General features: G+C 58.7%; 20 protein-coding genes, 1 tRNA gene and 1 pseudogene. 6 read left to right on the top strand and 16 right to left on the bottom strand.

Translation table 11 applies throughout. The features are described from left to right. Window positions 1-45: 45 nt before the first annotated feature. The 3 genes from JXQ78_RS07595 to JXQ78_RS07585 all read right to left on the bottom strand — a co-directional run bounded on the left by JXQ78_RS07595 (window position 46) and on the right by JXQ78_RS07585 (window position 2696). A complete protein-coding gene (locus tag JXQ78_RS07595) occupies window positions 46-930 on the bottom strand; it encodes a DUF7537 family lipoprotein (protein WP_330630173.1) in 885 nt (294 codons plus the stop codon). 62 nt (window positions 931-992) lie between these two features. Then, a complete protein-coding gene (locus JXQ78_RS07590; RefSeq protein ID WP_330630172.1) occupies window positions 993-1985 on the bottom strand; it encodes a radical SAM protein in 993 nt (330 codons plus the stop codon). Window positions 1986-1997: 12 nt separating this feature from the next. Beyond that, window positions 1998-2696 carry a YbhB/YbcL family Raf kinase inhibitor-like protein gene (locus JXQ78_RS07585; protein ID WP_330630171.1) on the bottom strand — a complete coding sequence of 233 codons (699 nt, stop codon included), beginning with the start codon at window positions 2694-2696 and terminating at the stop codon, window positions 1998-2000. Between the two features lie 32 nt (window positions 2697-2728). On the opposite strand from JXQ78_RS07585, the gene JXQ78_RS07580 reads away from it, so the two are divergent. Next, window positions 2729-3826, top strand: coding sequence for a DUF373 family protein (locus JXQ78_RS07580; RefSeq protein ID WP_330630170.1), 1098 nt, complete (start codon window positions 2729-2731; stop codon window positions 3824-3826). Here the strand turns inward: JXQ78_RS07580 and JXQ78_RS07575 are convergent. The 5 genes and pseudogenes from JXQ78_RS07575 to JXQ78_RS07560 all read right to left on the bottom strand — a co-directional run bounded on the left by JXQ78_RS07575 (window position 3818) and on the right by JXQ78_RS07560 (window position 5202). Then, window positions 3818-4165 (bottom strand): hypothetical protein, encoded by a 348-nt coding sequence (locus JXQ78_RS07575; protein WP_330630169.1) that lies wholly within the window; start codon window positions 4163-4165, stop codon window positions 3818-3820. The two genes, JXQ78_RS07580 and JXQ78_RS07575, sit on opposite strands and share 9 nt — an antisense overlap. 60 nt (window positions 4166-4225) lie before the next feature. Further along, complete coding sequence (locus JXQ78_RS07570; RefSeq protein ID WP_330630168.1) at window positions 4226-4420, bottom strand: hypothetical protein; 195 nt, start codon at window positions 4418-4420, stop codon at window positions 4226-4228. Window positions 4421-4609: 189 nt separating this feature from the next. Then, window positions 4610-4942, bottom strand: a complete 333-nt coding sequence (locus tag JXQ78_RS07565) for a hypothetical protein (protein ID WP_330630167.1) — start codon at window positions 4940-4942, stop codon at window positions 4610-4612. A 39-nt stretch (window positions 4943-4981) separates the two neighbouring features. Beyond that, a pseudogene (locus tag JXQ78_RS19040) lies at window positions 4982-5038 on the bottom strand (hypothetical protein); the annotation flags it as partial. Next, on the bottom strand, window positions 5035-5202 hold the full coding sequence (locus JXQ78_RS07560; RefSeq protein WP_330630166.1) for a hypothetical protein: 168 nt from the start codon (window positions 5200-5202) through the stop codon (window positions 5035-5037). The gene JXQ78_RS07560 and the pseudogene JXQ78_RS19040, both read right to left, overlap by 4 nt. Window positions 5203-5461: 259 nt before the next feature. Between JXQ78_RS07560 and JXQ78_RS07555 the strand changes: the two genes are divergently transcribed. From JXQ78_RS07555 to JXQ78_RS07540, 4 genes are all read left to right on the top strand, one after another. After that, window positions 5462-5881, top strand: coding sequence for an ester cyclase (locus JXQ78_RS07555; RefSeq protein WP_330630165.1), 420 nt, complete (start codon window positions 5462-5464; stop codon window positions 5879-5881). A gap of 329 nt (window positions 5882-6210) precedes the next feature. After that, window positions 6211-8283, top strand: a complete 2073-nt coding sequence (gene nasA, locus JXQ78_RS07550; protein ID WP_330630164.1) for an assimilatory nitrate reductase NasA — start codon at window positions 6211-6213, stop codon at window positions 8281-8283. Between the two features lie 11 nt (window positions 8284-8294). Continuing rightward, the gene (locus tag JXQ78_RS07545; protein ID WP_407934044.1) at window positions 8295-9617 is read left to right on the top strand and encodes an MFS transporter; all 1323 of its coding nucleotides are present in this window, start codon (window positions 8295-8297) and stop codon (window positions 9615-9617) included. Window positions 9618-9876: 259 nt separating this feature from the next. Continuing rightward, window positions 9877-11631 (top strand): nitrite/sulfite reductase, encoded by a 1755-nt coding sequence (locus tag JXQ78_RS07540; protein ID WP_330630162.1) that lies wholly within the window; start codon window positions 9877-9879, stop codon window positions 11629-11631. Between the two features lie 7 nt (window positions 11632-11638). On the opposite strand, the gene JXQ78_RS07535 is transcribed toward JXQ78_RS07540, so the two are convergent. Next, complete coding sequence (locus JXQ78_RS07535; protein WP_330630161.1) at window positions 11639-12103, bottom strand: Lrp/AsnC family transcriptional regulator; 465 nt, start codon at window positions 12101-12103, stop codon at window positions 11639-11641. A 39-nt stretch (window positions 12104-12142) separates the two neighbouring features. Beyond that, window positions 12143-13801, bottom strand: a complete 1659-nt coding sequence (locus tag JXQ78_RS07530) for an ammonium transporter (RefSeq protein WP_330630160.1) — start codon at window positions 13799-13801, stop codon at window positions 12143-12145. Window positions 13802-14160: 359 nt separating this feature from the next. Here JXQ78_RS07530 and JXQ78_RS07525 point away from each other — a divergent pair, with 359 nt between their 5' ends. Then, window positions 14161-14796, top strand: coding sequence for a class I SAM-dependent methyltransferase (locus JXQ78_RS07525; RefSeq protein ID WP_330630159.1), 636 nt, complete (start codon window positions 14161-14163; stop codon window positions 14794-14796). Here JXQ78_RS07525 and JXQ78_RS07520 read toward each other — a convergent pair. From JXQ78_RS07520 to JXQ78_RS07495, 6 genes are all read right to left on the bottom strand, one after another. Further along, window positions 14790-16049: an aryl-sulfate sulfotransferase gene (locus JXQ78_RS07520; RefSeq protein WP_330630158.1), complete on the bottom strand. Its 1260-nt coding sequence runs from the start codon at window positions 16047-16049 to the stop codon at window positions 14790-14792. The two genes, JXQ78_RS07525 and JXQ78_RS07520, sit on opposite strands and share 7 nt — an antisense overlap. A 358-nt stretch (window positions 16050-16407) precedes the next feature. Next, window positions 16408-16479, bottom strand: a tRNA-Ala gene (locus JXQ78_RS07515). A 111-nt stretch (window positions 16480-16590) separates the two neighbouring features. Further along, on the bottom strand, window positions 16591-16899 hold the full coding sequence (gene rpsJ, locus JXQ78_RS07510) for a 30S ribosomal protein S10 (protein ID WP_330630157.1): 309 nt from the start codon (window positions 16897-16899) through the stop codon (window positions 16591-16593). A gap of 5 nt (window positions 16900-16904) precedes the next feature. Beyond that, entirely contained in the window at window positions 16905-18170 is a 1266-nt protein-coding gene (tuf, locus tag JXQ78_RS07505; protein WP_330630156.1) for a translation elongation factor EF-1 subunit alpha, read from the bottom strand. 166 nt (window positions 18171-18336) lie between these two features. Continuing rightward, a complete protein-coding gene (locus tag JXQ78_RS07500; RefSeq protein WP_330630155.1) occupies window positions 18337-19278 on the bottom strand; it encodes a homoserine dehydrogenase in 942 nt (313 codons plus the stop codon). Continuing rightward, entirely contained in the window at window positions 19275-19805 is a 531-nt protein-coding gene (locus JXQ78_RS07495) for an amino acid-binding protein (RefSeq protein ID WP_330630154.1), read from the bottom strand. Before JXQ78_RS07495 ends, JXQ78_RS07500 begins: the two co-directional genes overlap by 4 nt. Window positions 19806-19834 lie beyond the last annotated feature (29 nt).

The raw sequence follows: 19834 nt of genomic DNA, 5'->3' as shown, positions 1-19834 counted from the left end.
GGCCAGATTGCTGTCTAAATGTGTGCTGTGAAGAACGTGTGACGATTAGCTGGCCGCTTTTGCGTCCTCAAGCCAGTCGGGCTCGTTCACGGTGGTGTCATCGAGCTTGGTGAATTCGAGGCGGCCAGTGCGGGTGAACGTTCCACGACCCGCAATCGTGTAGGTGATCTCGTATTCGATGTGGCGAATCATTCCATCACCGTCGACGATCGTCGTCATGGAGAACTCCTGGGCAGTCGTCTCGCCTAACACCGGCGGAACGAAACTGAGCGTCCCGTTCGGTTGCAGCTCGTTCGATTGGTATTCAAACATCGTCTCGCCATCCCTGACGATCCGTTCGGCACCGTCGTAGTGGACGTCGCTCACGGCATAATACACCGGACCGCTGCGCGCATACGGCTTGTTCGTCCTGTGTTTCATATAGGAGTCGTACGAGTATCGCTCCGCATGCTCGAAGTTGCGCGAATCAGTGCCATTCATGAAGTAATACTGTTTTTCTGATTGATACTCGCCCTGCTCCATGATGGTCGAGCCGTTCTCCGTCACATTGTATGCGATGTCCAGTAGTTTTGCGTCCTGGTCGTAGCGACCGATGCTGGATAGCGTCTGATGGGGCTCTAGATACGGCGAGCGTTCGATACGCGTGAAGCTGTTGTAGGTGTACAGTGCCTCATAATGGGCATGATACGCCTCCAGGCCGTCTGCAATACCCGATTCATTCCACCCGGATGGATGGTCAATAGAAGCCGGCGTCAGTTCGGGCGTTTGCGTTGCCGTGGCAGTTTGCCCGTTGGATTGTCCCGTCGCAGGGCCGTCAGTGCTCGATGTGGCTGCTGGTGTGCCAGAATCACCGCTCTCGAAGGCAGCACAGCCAGACAGGACGACCAGCGCGACGAGACAGAGGGAACCAACTGTCTTCAGGCGGGACATAGCCGCCCTTCACGCTAGTAGTAATTGATAGTTGTGGTTATCGTACCATTTGTGGTTGACACTCACGCGAGGGGTGTCCGTTCGACGACAGTTCCGTTGACGGTCGGATACTGCTCGACGATCTCACCCTTGGCTGTGTCTCCGTCCTCGACCATCTCCTCGAGGAGCCACCACGCGAGTTCGACGTGCTCCGATTTAACAGCATAAAACTCCTCGGGAACACCAAGCGCCTCGAGCTCGCTCTCTGAGAGCCAGGTTTTCCCGTAGACGAGCGTGCCGTCGTCGGTCACCGTATCGAACGGCCGGCTGATGTTTTTGGCCATGCGCTTGAGCCGGTTGCGGTGCTGCGCTGCGTCTTTGAACACGCTGGTGCAGAAATAGACGCGTTCGTGGTCCGCCATCGTCTCCAGGACGCCGTGACTTCCTTCAACGGCGCTCATGTGGCCATCCCGGAGTTCGTATCCGGCCTCTTTCATTCGCTTGGCATTGCCATCGCTCATTTCGAACTCGTTGATGTTACAGAACTCGGCCGCCCCCTCGTCGAGAAACTCCAGAAATTCGGGTTCTGCACGGATGCCAGGGATCTCGAACGCCGGCGTGAGCCCTTCTTCGCGGGCAATATGGAGGATCTCTTCCCACTCGGTGCCGTGGAGGTCACCCCACAGCTCAAGCGGCGGATGAAATCGAATCTCATCGAGTCCGGCCTCGCTGAGCCGGCGCATGTTCTCACGACCACCGGTGATCCCGGTGTACAGATGCGTGTGGTGATCCTCACCGAACTCGTCTTTCAGCAGCGACAGATATCGACAGGTTCGCTCCATTGCCTCCTGGGGCTCACCGCCGGTGATCGAGGTGCCAAGCGCATCCATTCGGTGTGCTTCCTCGAGTACGTCGGCGTCCGATTCGACTCGCCGTTCGTTGGCGTACACATCGGTGACGTTCTTTCGATTCTCCCCAAGCGGGCAGTAAAAACAGTCACGCTGGTCGCAGTAGCCATAGACGAACAGCACCATCTTGCCGCCCTCGGCGCACTGTTCACAGCCCTTCGAAATCATTCGTTGAATGGCCTACTCCGTGGAGCCGGAAAAGTCGACCGTTTGGCCGGTTCGACGGTCATACGTGGCGGAGATTTCGGCACTGCTCCGCTGTTGTTCGCCGATTGCGTTCATGACCGCCCCACGGCCGGCTTCAGACCCGAGCTCAAGGCGAGCGCCGAGCTCGTAGAGACGAAACCGATATGTGGTGGCAAGTGGCCGGTCGGTTGGACACGGGCCGGCATAGCCGATCGTGTCGCGGTGGTTGGTCCCCTGCACGAACGATCCTTCGGTTGCACTTCGTTCGAGGGCCGGATCGGGCGTGAGCAGCGACTCAGTAACGGTCGGTCGCTGTGGAATTCCGGATGGAATTGTCGCCGTCTCAGGTGGCAAATTCCATACCAGCCAATGGGCACTCGGATCGCTGGCCGCATTTGCGAGCGCATCGACCACGAGCGCGAGCGAATTCGTCTTTCGTGATACGTTCGTGATCTGAATTTCGGGCGAGTGATCGCCACCGTCGCAGGTGTTGTCAGCCTGAATTGTTCCCTGCTCAAGCGACGGCACGAACAGCCCCGGTGAAGACGCCTGTGAGACCGACCGATCGACACAGCCGCTGACCACCGTGGTAGCGAGGGCGGCTCCGAGAAACTCTCGTCGCGTTCGCATAGCATCGTGTGCGTCCGGAACGCCCATATACTCTCGTCCGCGCTGGTTGTCGTCGCCCGACACATTAGTTAGTCCCCGCTTCTCTAGTCCAGATAATGCTGGTGGTCCTCTGTGTCGATCTCGATGACGACCTTGGCCGCAAAACCGACGTGCAGACGCCGGTTATTGGCCAATCCGATGTCGAGGCGGCAGCCGTCGCGCTTGCCACTGCCGATCCGGAGGATTCGGACGTGAACGTGCTGTTCGAAGGCGTCCATCTCGGCGAAACGATCGAGGATGAAACCGTGACTGTGGCCGCCGTCACCGGCACGGACGGTGGCGACGTGGCAGCCAATCGGGCTGTTGGCGAGGAGGTCGACACCGTGTTGGCCTCGCTCTCGACCGCAGAAGACGTCCACGCGATCGTTGTCACGGACGGCGCACAGGACGAAAGCGTGATTCCCGTCATTCGCTCGCGCGTCCCAATCGATAGCGTCCGGCGGGTTGTCGTCCGCCAGGCACAGGATCTGGAATCGATGTACTACACCATCAAACAGGTCCTCGCTGACCCCGAAACGCGAGGCACCTTGCTGATCCCGATCGGGATGTTGTTGCTCATCTATCCCCTCGTCGAGATCACCCGACAGTTCGAGCAGATTCCGAATCTGACGCTCGGCGTGGCGAGTGGTATTCTGGGTGCGTATCTCCTCGTGCGCGGACTCGGACTCGACCGGACGCTCGATACCGCCGTCGAACGGATTCGCCGGGGGCTGTTTACCGGTCGGATCACCGTCGTCACGTACGTCGTTGCGCTCGCGCTCGTGCTCATCGGCAGCGTCAACGGCGCTGAGGATCTGGCGATGCCACAGACGACCGCCGAGACGATCAATACTGGCGCACGGCTGGTGTATGGCACCATCGTCTGGATTGCCGGTGCCGGAATCATCGCGAGTCTGGGCCACATTGCCGATGAGTATCTCCGGGATCGATTCCGCTGGCGGCATCTGAACGCGCCGTTCTACGTGGTTGCGATCGCTGCGGTGCTCTACAGCGTCGCTGGCTACGTCCTTGAGGCGCTCTCGCCAACCGCGCTCGCCATCACCCTGACTGCTAGCACGCTTCTTGGCGTTTTCAGCACGCTCGTGTTTGCGATTGCTGAATCAAAGCTTGGGACCGACGGTGCTCGTAGCGATCCGCGCGACGCCTCACCCTGACGAATCCGTAACGGCCATCTCACAGCCGACGCCCCACAGCGCGCCGCCGAATCCGATCATCAACCAGACGAGCGTCAACCCAACGCCCGATCCGATGCCCAGCGAGCTGTGAATCCCGAACAACGGCACCACGAGCAAGAGCACAACTGCGAGCGCTTCTGCGGTGCCCGAGCTCTCAAGCCAGATTTTGCGGTGACGATAACAGAGCACGCCCGCGACCGCGACCACAATCCCGACCGCACCAACCAGTCGCACTCGAAACGGATCGCCGAGCGCAAGCATTCCCGCGACGAAGCCGCCACACAGTATCCCTGCCAGAAGTTCACGTGGTTCGATCACGTCCGATCATAACTTTGTGGTGACATAAAATCACCGTCGGTGTCTGATCAACCGTCCCAATTAGGCCGGCTGCTCGCGTGCGCTCATTGCACAGGCAACACCCCAGTTGAGCGCACAGCAGCCGATGACAAACCACAACAGCATCATTCGCAGAACCGGACCGATTCCGGGTTCGGGATGGATGGCCGACATCGAGAGGCTGAACATTCCGGCAAAAAACACCTCACTCCACGGATGACTCTCGAGCGCGATCATTTGGTGCCGAAAGCAGAGCCCTCCCGTGATGGCAAAGACGACACCGAGAACGATGAGCGTCTGGGAAACACTTTCTCGTCGATAACGTGCAGTCCAACGACACTCCCGGCCGTAATCGCGCCAGTGAGCAGCTCTCCGCGTATGATTATATAGAACATTTCAGGCCAATAACCAAAAATATCACACCGATCAGGTTGCCCTCGCCGCGTATTTCGCCACCAGATCTGCCTCGTAGTGAAGCCGGTCACCGGGAGTGGCACTACCGAACGTCGTTCGGTTCCGGGTTGCAGGTACGAGCGCCACGGAAAACGTCGACTTTTCCACGGCCACAACGGTCAGGCTCGCCCCATCGAGCGCGATCGCACCCTTCTCGACGAGCCACGGTTCGAGTCGCGGTGGAGTCGCGATCGTCAGCCGTTCGCCGTCGATTGCCCTCAGTTCGGTCGTGCCATCGACCGTTCCGGTCACGAGATGCCCGTCGAAAACATCATCCACGCCAACCGGTCGCTCAATGTTGAGCACAGTCCCCGCATCGAGAGCTCCGAGATATGTGCGTTCGATCGTTTCTGCCGAGCAAAACGCTGTGAATCGCTCGTTGTCGACGGATTCGGCCGTCAGACAGACCCCTGGACGGCGATCGAATCGCCCGCTGACAGTCCCGTCGTTTGGGTCGCAATTTCTAGCTCGTGGCCTGCTCCACGACGTTCGCTCCGCTCAACCGTTCCCATCGTTTCGACGACACCCGTGTACATGCCACCAGATCGTATCGATCGCATTTCCATAGACGTTACGAATTCCAAAACTGTGACGATGGTTCAAATGATCATTAGATCCACCAGTATTCTTATCAAAACGCTGGCCATACGAATCCATGCCGCAGAGAGGAGATAACTCGCATACCCATCTCTCTGTGGGTGCATCACCCATCGGTTCGTTTTCGGCCCCGTTTTTTCACGAGTTCGTATCGGTCAGTCCCCGATATCATCATTTTATCAATTTTCTCCCACAACGACCATTTCCACCACGCCCGTAGCACACCCCATGAGCGATCCCGAAACGGTAATCACCAGACTGTACGACGCAGTGTGGAACCGAGCCGATCCAGTGCTCGCAGACGAGTTGGTCCACGAAGAGTACCTCATTCACGACCGCGAACTGGCCGAACAGCTGCGTGGTCCAGAGCTGTACAAAGCGCTCGCGAGCCACACGGAAGCAGTATTTCCGGATATGGAGTTCACGGTCGAGGAGACGATCACCGCAGGAGAAATGGTTGCACTCCGGTGGACAATGACGGGAACGCATCAGGGTGAACTGTTTGGAATTCCACCAACCGACCAACCAATCGAGCTCTCGGCCATCGAAATCAACCGATTCGACGGCGGTAAACTGATCGAAACCTGGACACAGAGCGATCAGCTCGGACTCCTTCAGCAGATTGGCGTCTCGATCGAACCACCCTGATGTGCGCTCAACAACGGCCCATTCGAATCAACCAGGGGGACAGTTCACGAGCTACGACGTTCTTAATACAGATAATAACGATCATTTCTATGAATATTGTAAAAATAATCGCGATAGCTCGTCAGATGTGCGGTAATGATTCTCAAAGGGCGGTCTAAATTCATTGGATGTCCAAAGGTACAGGCCAGATATTCACTAACTCAACAAATACTGTTTTAATAGCTGTCTTCGTATCCATAATCGATGGCATACAATTGTGTTTCAACATTATTAACAGCCATAATCGATCGAGTGTTCAGTAATCAGCCCAGCCATGAGGTGTTACAGGGATGAGTCGCTGGGTGCAGACGACGTGCATGCGATGTGCGGTTGGGTGTGGCCACCTCCAGCGTGGTGTCGACGCGGGCTACGGGCTCGATGTGGTTCGGGGCGACGCCCAGCATCCGACGAACCGCGGGCTCGCCTGTCGTCGCGGCGTTCGCGAGACTGCATCGCCGGCGGGCACATGGTTGAGTCGGCCGCTCGTCCGCAAGGACGGCGAACTCGTTCCCACGACGTGGGACGTGGCGCTGACACGGGTGGGCGACCGATTCAGGGCAACTCTGGAACGGTCACCGGACGCAATCGGTGTGCTCGGGAGCGGCCAGCAGACGAACGAAGCCGCCTACGCGCTCGGGAAGTTCGCCAGGGGTGTACTCGGGACGCGCTACTACGACGCGAACACGACGCTGTGTATGGCCAGCGCCGTCGGAGCGTACTATCGCGCGTTTGGCTCGGACGCACCGCCGCCCACATACGACGACGTTCCGAAGGCCACGACACACGTGGTGTGGGGTGCAAATCCTGCAGCGGCTCACCCGGTGCTGTTTCGCTGGATCCGCGAAAGCGCTGACGAGGGAACGCTCTGTGTCGTCGATCCGGTAACAACGGAGACTGCCGAGGCGGCCGATTGCCACATTGCTCTCACTCCAGGCGGTGATCTGGCGCTTGCCAGGGCTGTCCTCGCGTTTCTCGACTCGACCGATCGAATCGATAGGTCTTTTGTTGGGGCTGCAACGAGCGGGCTCTCGACGTTGCTCGATGATCTTCCTGCCCTGGAAACGGCTGCGAAAGCGGCCGGCGTCGACCCCGAAACGGTTGCACGGCTCGGCCGACTGCTTGACGATCGAACGATCGTCTACTGGGGAATGGGGATCAACCAGTCCGTGCGCGGAACGCTGAGTGCGCACGCACTGATCGATCTCTGTCTGGCCACCGGAAACATGGGTCCGGGAAGCGGTCCGTTCTCGCTCACAGGACAGGCCAACTCAATGGGAACGCGCGTCTGTTCCTCGAAAGGCACCTGGCCCGGCCACCGTTCGTTCGAGAAGTTACCAGCTAGACGAACCGTGGCAGACCACTGGGACGTGCCACTTGAGCGCCTTCCTACCGACAGCGGTCCAGGACCGGTGGGCGTTGTTGAGGCGATCGAAACTGGGCCCGTTGAGGCGCTCTATTGTGTTGCGACGAACCCTGTCGCCGGGCTTCCCGACGCTGACACAGTCCGTGAGCGACTCGACGATGCGTTTGTCGTCGTTCAGGACGCGTTCCACACCGCGACGACCGAGTATGCAGACGTGGTGTTGCCCGCCACCACGTGGGGCGAATCCGATGGCACCGCAATGAACATGGAACGGACCGTCTCTCGGGTGCGCCCAGCGACGGAAACACCCAGCGGGGTTCGCTCCGATCTCGCGATTATCGATGCTATCGCCACGCAGCTCGGTGGGCCGCTGTTCGAAACACAGTCGGGGACACCGACACCGGACGCGGTGTTCGAAGAGTTCACTGCTCTGACGGCAGACACACCAGCTGATTGTTCTGGAATTTCCTACGAGCGACTCGACAGAGAGCTCGCCGTTCGGTGGCCAGCACCAACGAAGACCACGGCCGGTGGCTACCGGTATTACGACGATGGATCCTGGTCGTTTGCTACTGCGGACGGGCGCGCTCGGTTCTCGAGCACTGCCTTCGGCGATACGCTGCCAGAGCCCTCTGATGAAACGTATCCGCTCGTTCTGACAACTGCCCGCGAGAGTGACCGCTACAATACGGGCGTTCGATCCGGTCCCACTGATATCGTCGAAGGGCGCATCAATCCGGTGACGGCAGACCACAGCCCGGAGGACGTGCTCACGATCGACTCAAGACGCGGCGCAATCCGGGCTCGTCTCAGATTCGACAGTTCAATTCCGGAAGGGATGGTGTGGCTCCCAATTCATCATCCTGATACCAACCGCTTGACGATCCCCGAAACGGACCCAGACTCGGACGAACCGAACTACAAGCAGTGTGCGGTGCGACTCCAGCTGTCTGAGGACGCAACCGCCCAATCTACCGAACCGTCGGAGGCCAACGCATAATGGGTATCCGAATGACGAAATGGCGGACGCTCGCGCTGGCAACCGTCGGATTCAACGTCTCGTTTCTGGTCTGGTTTTCGTTCGCACCGTTTACTGAACAGATCGGTGGGGCGTTCGGCCTCGGTCTCGCACAGATCGGCCTGCTCACGAGTGCGGCCGTCTGGATCACCCCACCCGGGAGATTCCTGGCCGGTTGGCTCGCCGATCGCTATGGAGCCCCACGCGTATTCGCCGTCGTGTTGAGTTACGTTGGGATTTTCTCCGTCTGGAGTGCGTTTATCACCAGCTACGAGCTGTTCTTTCTCACCCGGCTGGTGGTCGGCTCGGCAGGCGTCACGTTCGTTGTCGGTATCCAGCACATTGCACAGTGGTTTCCCAAAGACCAGCTCGGCACGGCCGAGGGGATCTATGGTGGCATCGGCGACGCCGGGGTGGCCGTTGGCGCGCTGTTGTTGCCACGGCTGTTTGCCAACTGGTCTGGGCCACTGTTCGAGACCGGCTGGCGAGCCGCATTTTTCTATTCGGGGATTCTCGCCGTGGTGGTGGGTGTGATCTACGGACTGTGGGGTGAATCCGCAGCGACCAAAGCGAAAGCCACCAAGGCCCGCAAATCGGCCGGGCTAAAGCAGTGGCTCCACACCGCGACACGGTACGGCGTCGTTGCGCTCTCGCTTGGCTATCTGATGAGCTTTGGTGTGACCCTCTCGTTGAACGGCTGGCTTCCGACCTACTTCCAGGAAGGCTTTGGCGTCGAAATGGTGCTCGCAAGCACGTTTATGGCGACGTTTTCGCTCTCTGCTGGGCTGTTGCGACCGCTCGGTGGCTGGCTCAGTGACGTGCTCGTCAGACGGGAGCTAGATCTCCTCCCGGTCTTTCGCGGCCGCTATCGAGAGCAGTGGACCGTCATCTGTCTCACTGCTGTGGTGCTGTCACTGGTTGCGTTCTGGGTCGCCGGACGCACCGGAAGCGTCTTGCTCACCGTCGGTGTCGGGCTGTTCGTCGGGCTGTGCTGTGGCTTTGGTGCCGGCGCAATCTTCGCGCAGCTCCCGGCGACCTTTCCCCACCGCTCTGGCTCTGCTGCGGGCATCGTTGGTGGCATCGGAACGGTCGGAGGAATTGGCTTTCCACTGCTCTACTCGACGGCTGGTGCAGTCGGATTCATCCACGCTGGCTATCTCATCGTCGCGCTCGCCGTGTTGCCTATCGTGTTATTCAACGCCTGGCTCGCCATTCCACGCCGCGCTGTGAGAGCACACGTCGACGGCGTGCTTTCGGTCGGCGTCGAACAGCCACAGTCGGTCTCCGACGACGATCGATCGACGACGATCGAGTGAGGATACGGACTGGACTTTTCGTCTTCTGTACGATATAACTATTTTCTGCGGCTAATGGCGCGAAAACTCGATATATACATCCTTATATTCCCAAAGCAACTTTCAATTCGGAACGTTCGTCCCATTCTACCCCCATTGATTCCGAGATATTCAACGATTACAACTATAGGTCTATGAACTAATTGTTCTATCGCACAATGAATTTTGAATGGTCAGAAATTAGCTTGAAAGTTGGACTAATGAATTCCATGATGGTTCGATGACACACAAAAAAGAAGCGTACAAGGCAGACTGTTATGGTGATGCGCTCCGTGAGCGGATCATCGAGTTTGCCAACGCCGGATTCGATTCGATCCCGGCAGACGAGCGCGAAGCGTGGTTTTCGCGGTTTAAATTTTGGGGGCTGTTCCACCAGCGGAGTGGACAGGAGGGCTATTTCATGCTGCGGTTGAGCAACTGTGGTGGTGTGCTCACGCCGGGGCAGTTGCGTACCATCGGTGAGGTGGCAGCTGAGTTTGCGAGCGGGCCGGTCGAAAATCCCGTGTTCGGTAACGGCTACCTCGACCTGACGACTCGACAGTCCGTTCAGCTCCACTGGCTCGAACTCGAGGACATTCCGGCAGTGTTCGAGCGGTTGGAATCAGTTGGGCTCTCTTCGCGGTCGTCGGGGGGTGATTCAATGCGCAACATATCGGGCTGTCCCGTTGCTGGGAAAGACCGCCACGAGTTTCTCGAGACGCGCCCGATCCTCGATCAGTTGCAGTCCGACCTCCGAGGCGATGACTCGCTCTGCAACATGCCACGGAAGTTCAACATCAGTGTCACTGGCTGTCGCGAGGGCTGTGCGCAGGATTCGATCAATGATGTGGCCTTAGAGCCGGCACAGACACTCATCGATGGCGAACTCGTCAAAGGGTTCAACGTGCGGGCTGGCGGGGGACTTGGCGGACGAGAACCGCGTCGTGCTCGCTCGCTCGATGTCTTCGTCCCGCCCGACCACGCCTACGAAATCGTCCGCGCGTTCGTCGAGTACTACCACGAAACCGGCGATCGAACGAATCGAAACCGGAACCGGGCTCGCTTTTTCGTCGATGAGCACGGCACCGACGCGATCCGTGAGCAACTGACAGAACGCGTCGGTTTCGAACTCCACCGCGCCGGGACGAATCTCCGCGACGAGTACACCTACAACGCCGGCAGATCGAGTACGGCAGGAAAATACGACCACATTGGCGTCCACAAGCAAGCGGATGGACGAAACTACGTTGGCCTGAGCGTGCCGTGTGGTCGACTCCACGCAGACGAAGCCATAGAACTTGCCACGCTTTCTGATCGATACGGATCCGGTGAAATCCGGCTGACGAGACGCCAGAATCCGATCGTGATGGACGTTTCCGACGATGCACTAGACGCGTTGCTGGCAGAATCCTTACTCGAGGAGCTGCCACCCGAACCGAGCCCGTTCAGTCGGGGCGCAATCGCCTGCACGGGAACGGAGTTTTGCCCGCTGGCACTGACAGAAACGAAAGCAAGAATGGCAGTGATGCTTCGGTGGCTGCGTGCGAACGTAACACTGCCGGCGGACGTATCACAGCTCAAGATTCATTATTCGGGCTGTACGGCCGACTGTGGGCAGGCGCTGACCGCAGATATCGGTCTGCAGGGAATGCGAGCACGAAAGAACGGGGAGATCGTCGAGGCGCTCGACGTAGGTGTTGGTGGCTCCATCGGTACGGAGCCGTCATTTATCGAGTGGGTCCACCAGCGCGTGCCAGCAGACGAGGTGCCGGGGCTGTTGAAAAACCTCCTCGAAGCGTTTGGGGCCCTTCGGAGTGATGGTCAGACGTTCCGTGAATGGGTCGATGCCACCGGACACGAGACGCTGATCGAACTCGCACACCCAGAAGAAACAGATTACGAAGACCCCTGTCTCTACGACGGAAAGCAGTCGTGGTACCCGTTTGCGTCGGACGAACGGCCGGTCGGTGACAGACCGGCTACCGCAGACGACTGACCTTCTCTCAGTGCTCGATCTTCTTGAGCGTGACCGGTTCGTTCTCGAGGATTGTCTCGTGGACGATATCGGTGCTGCCTGCCCTGATGGCCGGATCGCTGAGCATTGACTGGACGCGCTCGCTCATGGTGATTGAATCCGGAAACCGACCAATTGCGAGCAGGTCGAACTCGCCAGTCACCTCATAGCAGCTGATGATGTAGCGGTCGGCTTCGAGTGCTTGCGTGATCGATTCGGTGACCTGATCGACGACGAGCTTGAACACGACCGTGAGTTCGAACCCCAGTTGGCCGTAGTCCACGATCGATTCATAGCCGTCGATCACCCCTTCCTCGTCAAGCCGTTGCAGTCGCTTCTGGATGGTTGTCGCTGGGATGTTCGTGCGGTCTGCGATATCCAGAATCGTCGCCCGGCCATTGCCCTGGAGCGCATTCACTACGGTTCTGTCTATTGAATCGAATTCGGTCGTCATCTGTGAAAGCTCGAAACGATCGGAAACAATACGGGCTGTCTACACGGCGTCGCGGCCGGTTTTGTCGGTTCGAATCTGGCGTGCGCTCTCGACCGGCAGGACGAACACCTTGCCATCGCCAGGATCACCGGTCTGTGCGGCCTCGCTGATCGCCATCTCGACATCTTCAGCCGGGATGTCCGCGACGACACACTCGATTTTTACCTTCTGGTGGAGATCGACGGTGTACTCCTCACCACGCCATTGGCCCTTTTTCGCCGGCTGTGAGCCACGGCCAGAGACGTTGGTGACTGTCAACGACGGCGCTCCAACCTCTGCGAGCGCGCGTTTTACGTCGCCCAGTTTGTCGGGCCGAATGTAGGCCATCACCATTTTGATCTCGCCGTCGTTTGGCTCGCCGCCGTCGGTCCGCAGCCGGCCGCCGTCTGTGGCGGTGGTGTTCTCGTGGCCGAACTCGGGGTACGTTTCGACACCGTGTTCGCTCACGTCAAGTCCATCGCGTTCGTGTGACTGTGAAACCCGGATCTGGCCGAGTACCTTCAACGAACCGAAGACAGCGCCAGTCGTGGCGATCGTCCAGAGCGCGATGACAGCCACACCGACGATCTGTGCCACCATGCTCACCTCCGCGCTGGACGTCGTCAAAAATGGTACACCCATCAGAATCGCACCGAGAACGCCTGCACTTCCGTGGACCGAAAACACCGCACAGACGTCGTCGATGTTGAGGTTTTTCTCGATGAACTCGAAGACGATCGGGAGCTGTGCGCCCGCAATCCCGCCGATGATTAACGCGCCATACCAGGTGATCAGATCCGTGTTCGACGTGATCCCAACCAGGCCCGCGAGCATCCCGTTGGCAACGTACAGCGTATCAACTTTCTGTGTTTTGTACAGCGAGACCGCACCAGCGCCGATCGCCCCGGCAGCCATCCCGAGCGTTGTCGTCAGCGCAACCCGGCCCACGGTCGCAAAGGAGCCAAGACCGCTGGCATCCGACAGCAACGGCGTTGCCGACGTGCCGACGTTGAAGCCATACCAGCCAAAGCAGAGGATCAGCGTTCCAAGCACCGCGAACGTGATCGAGTGGCCGGGAATGACGTTCGCACTCCCGTCGTCGTTGAATCGATCGATCCGCGGGCCGACGATCCACGCCGCCGTCAGCCCTGCGATGCCGCCCATCCCGTGGACGATCATGCCACCGGCGAAGTCACCGAACCCCAACGCGTCCAGCCAGCCGCCACCCCAGGTGAGCCCCGTCACAACCGGATAGATCACCGCAGCGAGCAACACCGTGTAGGTGATGTACGCCCGCAGTTTCATCCGGCCGGCGACAGCTCCGCTGACGATCGTCGCCGCTGTCATCGCGAACACCGCACCGAACAGCCAGTTAACCCATTCTTGCGATCCAGCACTCAAAGTGCCAAAGAGCTCCCCGACGCCACCACCTGTCGTCAACGATGCGACGGCCCCACTCACACCAGCCCCGATGATAAAGAAAGTGATCACACCTACCGACCAGGTGAGCATGTTCTTTGTCAGCTGGTTGGCCACGTTCTTCGAACGGACCTGTCCGGCCTCCAGCATCGCAAAGCCGGCGTGCATGAAGAAGATGAGAAACGTCACCGTCAACACCCACACCATGTTCACCGAGTTCGCGATCGCTCCCGGATCCACCGCCAGAAGGTGCGTGTTCATCCACACACCTCCGTGATTACGGCAGCACTTTGTTGATGTTCGTCCACCATTACGCCATTCTGCTGTGCAAACCAGTAGCGTCTCACGTCGAAATACCACGGAATAGTCACACATAAAGCTTGAGTTGAAAATATGTGGCTTAGACGCTCAGAATCGTACGGTCGTCACATTTACTGCACACTGAAGAGAATATAAGGTTGTATTTTGTCCAATCCTTGCACGATTGGCCATTGGTTTCTGGACGGGCGTCCACTGCAAAAGTTGCCAGACGGCGCTGTAAGCCTCTTGCGCGCTTCGATTCTTGTGGGTCATGCACATGGGTGGAAAACTGCTTTCCAATGATGGCTCTGATGGGTTGTATGGCGGAAAAAACTGCTGTACGGGAGGGCTACGATCAACTCGCCGAAACCTACACCGAGAGTCGAACGATTATGTCGCCGGCAACAGAGATTGCTCGATCGTTTGCCAGTAGTTTTTCGTCGGCGGATCGGGTGCTTGATGCTGGTTGTGGTGGTGGCGAGCCAGTGCTCTCATTGCTCACCGAGCACGCCCGCACGGTCGGCGTTGATTTTTCACGGGCACAGCTTGAGTTCGCCAGATCGAACGCCCCATCGAGTGAGCTGGCGATGGGTGATCTCACACAGCTTCCGTACGCGGACGATACATTTGCGGGAATCGTCTGTTACTGGGCGTTGATCCACGTTCCGCTGGCCGAGCATCAGACTGTTATCGAGGAATTTGCGCGACTGCTCAACCCCGGCGGACGGCTGCTTCTCATCGAAGGAACGAACGCGTGGACCGGCGAGAACGAGGGATGGCTCGAGACGGACGTTCGGATGGAATGGGAAATCGCGGGCGAAACAACAACAGCAACGCAGCTCGAACGCGCCGGATTCGAGATCGTCGATCAAACGCGGGTTGCAGAAAACATGACAGACGATGATTCGGATGAACTGCCCTGGGTCGTATTCGAGGGTGCGTTAGTGGATTACTGATTCCCGGCGTACTCCAGATACCCACCAAATCCACTCGTGATGAGCCCACCGACCAGCACGAGCACATGGAGTTCAGTCACCCAGAACGGGAGCGCAACCACGTGTCGGGCACTGTCGAGCAGATAGGAAACCACCGGGATCGAGGTTCGAGCGTTCCCGTTGACGGATGAATCTGAGTTCGAGAGCACGGGGCCAGTAGCGCTCTCACCAACGCCGACGTAATCTGCCTCGTAGGGCAGGTAGTTTGCCTGGTGGCTCCAGAGTTCCGTTCCGTTCTGATCAACCATGACGACGCGATTGTTCAGTGTGTCCGTGATGAGTGTCCGGCCATCGGGGAGTCGGTCGGCATCGCGTGGCCAGTCGAACGGTACCTCACCGGTGTCGTGGAGCGTCCACCCCGGCGTCCATTCGCCGTTTTCTTGGGTTAGTTCGACGACGCGGTCATTGTGGCTGTCAGCGACGAGCACTGCGTCCTCGGTCAGTTGCTGTGGGTTGTGTTGCTGATTCAGCACGCGTTTCGATTCGTCAGCGTTGATCACTTGCTGGACGCCAGCTCCGCGTTCGATGATTACCAGCTGATTTGCGTTTCTGACGCTGACGAGAAAGCGATCGTCGCCAAGGTAATCCACGTCATTGATGTGGAGCCAGTCGGTTTTCGTTGGGTCCGGGGGCGCGTCGTATCGACTCGATGCGTTCCAGCTCCAGGTAATTTCGTCGCCGTTCACGGTGAAGACGCGCTCGCGGTCCATATCCGTCAGCACGACCTCGCCGCTAGACAACAGCTCCACGTCGTGGACCTCGCTGTTCACGTCCGATCGGACCGGGAACGTGTACTCACGGATCACGTGTGGCTCTGGGTCGGGCTTGATCAGTCGAAAGCCGGTTTTCGAACATGGCGTGTCGTACGGCTCACAACCCGACTCATAGCCCTTTTTCATGAACGCGGTCAAGACCGTACCGTTGTCGAGAACGGAGACGTCGAAATACGCGTGGGCGTCGCCATACTCCCAGAGTGTTGTTCCAGTGCTGTTTATCATCCGGACGTGTGCTTCGTCCATCCCACCGAAGCCGTTCGTTCCGGACTGCAACCCGATTGCCACCCTGAACGAATCGTCGTCCGTGCTGTCGGTACTCGATTGGGCCGTGATGTCCGGCGCTGTGAGTGCAGAAAACGAAAATGCCAGTACGATGCTCCCAATTCCAAGCAGCAACAACGCTTTGCTAGTCCACTCGGGCACCGACCGACGGGTCATTATACGTTACTCAGCTGGCATCTACGTATTAGGGTTGTGGTCTTTCCGAATGGCCAAGGAGATGGTTTTCGTAGATAAATACGATTTAGATAAGTAGTTATTCATGGTTGGTAGCTACGAAAGAGCCGGTCCGAATTCTGCCGGCTCTATCATTATGCTAAGGGCCACTGAAACACAGATTGAGGCCGTTGCCCGTGAATATCGCACTCTTATCAGTGCACAGTGTGAGTGATCGAGAAATCCTGGATCGACAATAGACTCGCTGGGATTTGAACTGAGTAGGACGGTCGCTCACTGCGTTCGCGCTGCGACCTACGTGTTCAAATCCAACTCGCCATCTCCTCACTTCGTTCGTCGATGGACTCGCTGGGATTTGAACCCAGGGCCTCTTCCTTGCGAAGGAAGCGATCTGCCACTGATCTACGAGCCCGCAGTCCGACCAAGTCTCCCATTGCGGTTAACACTTTCCGTTCACGCGCCGACGCGAAAGATGCGCGTGAGATACGACCGTTCGTATCAGCACCGACCGTCTCTAACGCGATTAGTCCTCGAGGACGATTTCGATGCTAACGTCGTTTGGGACCTGAATCCGCATCAGCTGCCGAAGCGCGCGTTCGTCGGCGTCAATGTCGATCAGCCGCTTGTGAACGCGCATCTCCCAGTGCTCCCACGTTGCCGTCCCCTCACCATCTGGAGACTTCCGACACGGAACGCCCAGCGTCTTCGTCGGCAACGGCACTGGCCCCGAGAGACTCACTCCAGTCTTATCGGCGATCTCTCGAACGTCGTCGCAGATCGTGTCGAGATCGTTTGGGCTGGTTCCCGCCAGCCGAACGCGTGCTTGTTGCATTTATGTTATCGCTCCTCGACGCTCCGGACCTGCCCCGCTGCAATGGTCTGACCCATGTCACGGATGGCGAAGCTCCCGAGCTCGGGGATCTCCGACGCTGGCTCGATCGAGATTGGCTTCTGTGGCCGAACCGTCACCATCGCGGCGTCGCCGCTCTTGATGAAGTCCGGATTCTCTTCTTTGACCTCACCGCTGGCCGGATCGAGCTTCGCGTCAAGCGACTCGATCGTACAGGCGACCTGTGCGGTGTGTGCGTGGAACACTGGCGTGTAACCGGCCGTGATCACGCTTGGGTGCTGCATGACGACGATCTGGGCCTGGAACGTCTCGGCGACCGATGGGGGTTCCTCGGCCGGACCACAGACATCTCCACGGCGGATGTCGTCCTTGCCGATGCCACGAACGTTGAATCCAACGTTGTCGCCCGGCTCCGCTTTGGGCACCTCTTCGTGGTGCATCTCGACGGATTTGACCTCACCGGAGGCATCGCTCGGCTGGAACGAAACGTTCGCGCCAGCCTCGAGCAGTCCCGTCTCAACACGACCGACCGGCACCGTACCGATGCCCGAGATCGTGTACACGTCCTGGATCGGAAGTCGGAGCGGCGCGTCCGTCGGTGGCTCGACTTCAGGCAGGTCGTTGAGTGCGTCGAGAATCGTCTCGCCGTCGTACCACGGCGTGTTGTCCGACAGATCCGAGACGTTGTCGCCCTCGAACGCCGAAGTCGGGATGAACTTCGTGTTGTTGGCGTTGAACTGGACCTGACTGAGCAGCTGAGTGACTTCCTCTTTGACCGACTCGAAGTCGTCCTCGCTGTAGTCGACGAGGTCCATTTTGTTCACTGCAATGATCAGCTCGTTGATACCGAGCGTGCGCGAGAGGAAAACGTGCTCCTGGGTCTGAGGCTGAACGCCGTCGTCCGCCGCCACGACGAGCACTGCGTTGTCTGCCTGGCTCGCACCAGTGATCATGTTCTTCACGAAGTCGCGGTGACCCGGCGTGTCCACGATGGTGAAGTAGTAGTCGTCAGTGTCAAACTCCTGATGGGCGATGTCGATGGTGACACCACGCTCGCGCTCCTCTGCGAGATTATCCATCACGTAGGCGAACTCGAAGCCGCCTTTGCCTTTCTCCTCTGCCTCTTCGCGGTACTGTTCGATCACGTGCTCCGGGACACTGCCTGTCTCAAAGAGCAGTCGACCGACGAGCGTACTCTTCCCGTGGTCGACGTGACCGATAATCGCCAAATTCTGGTGTGGTTTGTCTGCCATTGATATCTCACGCGCAAAGCGCTGTAGGGGTTACTACCGGGTGAAACTCATAAAACGATTTCGAAACCATGCCCCGCACACCCGCTTCGCGTACAGCGGTTTGACAGATCGTCACACGATTGACAGTCCGTGGCCATACAACTAGCCGTGCGCAAGGTCGCCGCACTTATTCAAGCAATCCGACATCTCTCAACACGGCAGTGGCGGTTTCGTGACCGCCGGCTCCCCGGCCACTCACATTGAGTCGGCCGGCGTGTTGGGTCTCTATCTGTACGATGTTCTGTGTCCCGGAGACGGCGAGGGTACCGGATTCTGGGACGAGTCGTGGTCCAACGAGAATCCGCTCGTCGGCAACGTCGCCGATGAGGCGGATCGTTCGTCCGTCTTCGGCAGCGAGCGAGAGTGCTGATGCGGGCACGTTCTGAATCCCCTCGACGAGGGCATCTTCGATCGTGTAGCCACCGCCATAGAGGACGTTGGCAATGATCACACATTTGAGCGCGGCGTCGGTCCCATCGACATCGAACGTCGGGTCAGCCTCTGCGACGCCGAGATCCTGGGCTTCTGCGAGTACGTGTTCGTAGTCCAGTGAGTCGGTCGCCATTCTCGAGAGGATGAAGTTCGCCGTTCCGTTGAGCACGCCCCTGACGGCCGTCACGGAGTCCGAATCGAAAGCTTCGATCGTCGAAACGACCGGAATCGCTCCACCGACAGTGGCATCGAACAGCATGGTCCCCTCGCTTTTTTGTTCTACCCGTCGAACGTCATCGTATCGTTCAGCAACTGGACCCTTGTTCGCGAGAACGACGTGTCGGTCGCGTTCGAGGGCGGACGTGACGTGACTGTATCCAGGTTCGGCATCGCCGAGCGTCGTCGGTGTCGCTTCGATAAGAACGTCGTACTCTCCATCGAGCAGGTCCTCTGGAGCAGACCGACCAACCGTGTTGTTCGTTCGCTTTCGCTCGAGAACGGCCCCAACGTCAAGGCCGTCGGGATCGACCGCCGCACTTGAGGAGTCTCCAATGCCGGTTACGGTGTGGTCGTACGTCGAGGCGAGTTCTGCGACGCTGGTACCAACCGCCCCCGCACCCATGATGGCGAGTTTCATGCGGACTCACCCCCAGCGAGCGGTGAGATCACCTGGAGTTCCTGGTCGTATGCCACTCCGCGAACGGCATCCAGAGCGGCGTCGCTGGCCCCGGTGTGGACCGCAAGACGAAGGCGTGCACTCGAGGGATCTGTGGCTGATTCGCCGATCGACAGGGTGACGTTTTTGATCGAACAATCGGATTCGGATTCGATTCGTGAGAGCGTCTCGGAGAGATTACTCTCGAGCAACGGCCCGACGAGCACGACCGTCAACTCGTCGCCATAATGTTCCGTGCCGGCCTGAACGACGTTGACACCTGCGTCGCGCAACGCAGCCACGATCCGGTCAAAGCGCTCGGGGGTCGCCTCGACATCAACCGCGACGGGAATCTGCCCCCGCGGTGTCCGATTGCCACGCTCGTGGAAAATCGAGAGCAGATTACCGCCGTTGTCGGCGATCGGTCCGAGTGCGTTGAGCAGTTCGCCCGGCTCATCATCGAGTTCGAGCCGAACGGTGTGAGCACGGACCGGATCTCGGTCGCTCATCCGGCCACCTCCGTGCTGTCTCGCGTCGA

The organism is Halocatena halophila (assembly GCA_027563145.1).
Taxonomy (GTDB): domain Archaea; phylum Halobacteriota; class Halobacteria; order Halobacteriales; family Haloarculaceae; genus Halocatena; species Halocatena halophila.
The sequence above is the reverse complement of the archived record's forward strand: the minus strand, read 5'-3'. Positions and strand labels throughout refer to the sequence as shown.

What these genes read in the sequence shown, in the direction of transcription:
- nasA (WP_330630164.1), top strand. Translation starts at nt 6,211, where the DNA reads ATGAGTCGCTGGGTGCAGACGACGTGCATGCGATGTGCGGTTGGGTGT.
- JXQ78_RS07595 (WP_330630173.1), bottom strand. Translation starts at nt 930, where the DNA reads ATGTCCCGCCTGAAGACAGTTGGTTCCCTCTGTCTCGTCGCGCTGGTC.
- JXQ78_RS07540 (WP_330630162.1), top strand. Translation starts at nt 9,877, where the DNA reads ATGACACACAAAAAAGAAGCGTACAAGGCAGACTGTTATGGTGATGCG.
- JXQ78_RS07535 (WP_330630161.1), bottom strand. Translation starts at nt 12,103, where the DNA reads ATGACGACCGAATTCGATTCAATAGACAGAACCGTAGTGAATGCGCTC.
- JXQ78_RS07560 (WP_330630166.1), bottom strand. Translation starts at nt 5,202, where the DNA reads ATGGAAATGCGATCGATACGATCTGGTGGCATGTACACGGGTGTCGTC.
- JXQ78_RS07525 (WP_330630159.1), top strand. Translation starts at nt 14,161, where the DNA reads ATGGCGGAAAAAACTGCTGTACGGGAGGGCTACGATCAACTCGCCGAA.
- tuf (WP_330630156.1), bottom strand. Translation starts at nt 18,170, where the DNA reads ATGGCAGACAAACCACACCAGAATTTGGCGATTATCGGTCACGTCGAC.
- JXQ78_RS07570 (WP_330630168.1), bottom strand. Translation starts at nt 4,420, where the DNA reads ATGATCGCGCTCGAGAGTCATCCGTGGAGTGAGGTGTTTTTTGCCGGA.
- JXQ78_RS07590 (WP_330630172.1), bottom strand. Translation starts at nt 1,985, where the DNA reads ATGATTTCGAAGGGCTGTGAACAGTGCGCCGAGGGCGGCAAGATGGTG.
- JXQ78_RS07530 (WP_330630160.1), bottom strand. Translation starts at nt 13,801, where the DNA reads ATGAACACGCACCTTCTGGCGGTGGATCCGGGAGCGATCGCGAACTCG.
- JXQ78_RS07545 (WP_407934044.1), top strand. Translation starts at nt 8,295, where the DNA reads ATGACGAAATGGCGGACGCTCGCGCTGGCAACCGTCGGATTCAACGTC.
- JXQ78_RS07500 (WP_330630155.1), bottom strand. Translation starts at nt 19,278, where the DNA reads ATGAAACTCGCCATCATGGGTGCGGGGGCGGTTGGTACCAGCGTCGCA.
- JXQ78_RS07495 (WP_330630154.1), bottom strand. Translation starts at nt 19,805, where the DNA reads ATGAGCGACCGAGATCCGGTCCGTGCTCACACCGTTCGGCTCGAACTC.
- JXQ78_RS07580 (WP_330630170.1), top strand. Translation starts at nt 2,729, where the DNA reads ATGCTGGTGGTCCTCTGTGTCGATCTCGATGACGACCTTGGCCGCAAA.
- rpsJ (WP_330630157.1), bottom strand. Translation starts at nt 16,899, where the DNA reads ATGCAACAAGCACGCGTTCGGCTGGCGGGAACCAGCCCAAACGATCTC.
- JXQ78_RS07555 (WP_330630165.1), top strand. Translation starts at nt 5,462, where the DNA reads ATGAGCGATCCCGAAACGGTAATCACCAGACTGTACGACGCAGTGTGG.
- JXQ78_RS07520 (WP_330630158.1), bottom strand. Translation starts at nt 16,049, where the DNA reads ATGACCCGTCGGTCGGTGCCCGAGTGGACTAGCAAAGCGTTGTTGCTG.